Genomic DNA, 2,695 nt, shown 5'->3' on the forward strand with positions numbered 1-2,695 from the left:
CCTCCGCGAGCCGGTGCGCTTCGACCTCGCCGTCGAGGCGCTGAACCAGGCTCAGTACGGCGTGTTCGTGGAAGTCAGCCCGCACCCCGTGCTGGTTCCGGCGATGGATGGCGTGGTGACCGGGACGCTGCGCCGCGACGGCGGGATCGAGGACTTCTGCGCCGCCCTGGCACGCCTGCACACCCAGGGTGTCGCCGTTGACTGGACACGGATCTTCCCAGGCGAGAGTCACCATGTCCCGCTGCCGACCTACGCCTTCCAGCACCGCCCGTACTGGTTGAACCTCGCCGCGGCACCAGGTGACGTGACAGCCGCAGGACTGGCCTCGGCCGAGCACCCACTGCTCGGCGCGGTTGTGGAACTCGCCGCAGAACAAGGAGTTCTGCTCACCGGACGGCTCTCGACGGCCACCCATCCGTGGCTCGCCGACCACGCCGTGCTGGGCTCCGTGCTGCTGCCCGGCACCGCCTTCGTGGAACTGGCCATGCATGCCGGCCGTCAGGTCGGGTGCGACGCGCTCGAGGAGCTGGCGCTGGAAGCCCCGATGGTGCTGCCGGATGACGGTTCCGTGCTGGTCCAAGTCGTCGTCGGCGCACCGGGCGAGGCGGGACGACGCCCCGTCACCGTGCACTCCCGAGCCGGGGACGTGTGGCTGCAGCACGCCACCGGTACGCTCGGAACCGGCACCCGCCTCCACCCGGTCGACGGGGACCAGCCCTGGCAGCCGACTGGCGACCCCGTCGATCTGACCGGTTTCTACGACACGCTCGCCGCCCAGGGCTACGACTACGGGCCACTGTTCGCCGGCGTACAAGCGATCTGGCGGCAGGGCGACGACCTTTACGCCGAGGTGGCGTTACCGGCCGACACCCGCGAGCGGTTCGGTCTCCACCCGGCACTGCTCGACGCCGCACTCCAGCCGCTGACCCTGGTGGCGGCCGGCCGGTTGCCGTTCTCGTTCGCCGGAGTGTCGATGCGGGAAGCCGGTTCCACGGCCCGGGTCCGCCTCACGCCCACCGGTCCGGACACGTTCCGAGTGGCGCTTGCCGACGAGTCCGGCCCGCTGGCGGTGATCGACGCGCTGACCGTGCGCCACCGACCGCCGGACTTCCTGGGCGCCCGGAACAACCAGCTCTTCCGCCTCGACTGGGTGCCCGTCGAGAGCACGGACGAGAGCATGACCGTCCACCACGTCACGACCCCGGCGGGCGACCTCGTGGCAGCCGCGCACACCGTCGCCGCCGAGACGTTGGCCGTGCTCCAGGAATTCCTGCGTGACGGGGACGGCCGACTGGCCATCGTGACCCGGGGCGCGGTGGGACCGGGGCCCGTCAACCTGCCGGCCTGCGTAGTGTGGGGCCTGGTGCGTGCGGCCCAGGCGGAGCACCCCGACCGGTTCGTGCTTGTCGACACGGACGACCAGGTCGTGTTCGCGGGAGACGAACCGCAGTTGGTCATCCGCGACGGCGCCGCCTACGCGGCACGTCTGGTCCGGGCCGGAGCGACCCGGGCACCCAGCCCGCTCGACCCGAACGGCACGGTGCTGATCACTGGCGGCACGGGAACGCTCGGACGCCTCGTCGCCCAGCATCTCCGGGACCAGCACGGCATCCGGCACCTACTCCTGGTCAGCAGAACCGGAGCGGAGGTGGACTTCGACGCCAAGGTGGTGGCCTGCGACGTGACCGACCGGGACGCGCTGGCCGCGGTACTGTCGGCCATCCCGGCCGAGCATCCGCTCACGGCGGTCGTGCACGCGGCGGGCGTGCTGGCCGACGGTGTCGTGGAATCCCTGACGCCTGAACGGATCGACCAGGTGCTCAAGCCCAAGGCCGACGCCGCATGGCACCTGCACGAGCTCACGAAAGACCTTGATCTGAAGGCGTTTGTGCTGTTCTCGTCGGCTGCCGGTGTGCTGGGCGGTCCGGGCCAGGCGAACTACGCCGCCGCGAACGCGTTCCTGGACGGCCTGGCCGTGCACCGAGCCGAACTGGGCCTCCAGGCGACCTCACTGGCCTGGGGTTACTGGGCCGAGTCCAGCGGCATGACCGCGCATCTCACCGACGCCGACCGCACGCGCCTCGCCCGGTCCGGCGTCCTGCCGATGCCTACCGAGCAGGCGCTGGCACTGTTCGACCTCGCGCTGGCCGGTGCGGACCCGGCGTTGGTGCCCGCGCACCTCGACCTGTCGACGGCGACCACCCACCCACTCCTGCGCGGCCTCACCCGGACTCGGCCCGCACGGCGTGCCGGCGAATCCGGACTGGGGAGGGAGCTGGGGGCGCTGCCCGAAGCCGAGCAACTCACCCGCATCCTGGAGTTGGTCACCCACCAGACGGCCGCCGTGCTCGGCCACGCCGACGCCGCGGCCATCGGTGCGCAACGGGCGTTCAAGGACCTGGGGTTCGACTCGCTGACAGCCGTGGAACTGCGGAACCGGTTGTCCACGGTCGTCGGGGTCCGGCTGCCCGCGACGCTGACCTTCAACTACCCGACGCCCGACGCGCTGGCGGGCCACCTCCGAGACGTCCTGATCGGCGCTCGACGTCAGGCGCCCGTGCCGGTGTCCGTTGCGGTGGCGGATGATCCGGTGGTCGTGGTGGGGATGGGCTGCCGGTATCCGGGTGGTGTGGGGTCGGCTGCCGATCTGTGGGGGTTGGTGTCGGGCGGGGTCGATGCGATCGGTGAGTTCCCG

Annotated in this window: 1 protein-coding gene; it reads left to right on the top strand. The window is 71.4% G+C overall.

All coding sequences use genetic code 11. From position 1 onward, the window contains the following. Nucleotides 1-2,695: type I polyketide synthase (locus VIW71_RS23450; protein ID WP_331624536.1), on the top strand; the 2,695-nt coding region annotated here is incomplete at both ends.

Source organism: Streptomyces sp., from assembly GCF_036524955.1.
GTDB lineage: Bacteria > Actinomycetota > Actinomycetes > Streptomycetales > Streptomycetaceae > Actinacidiphila.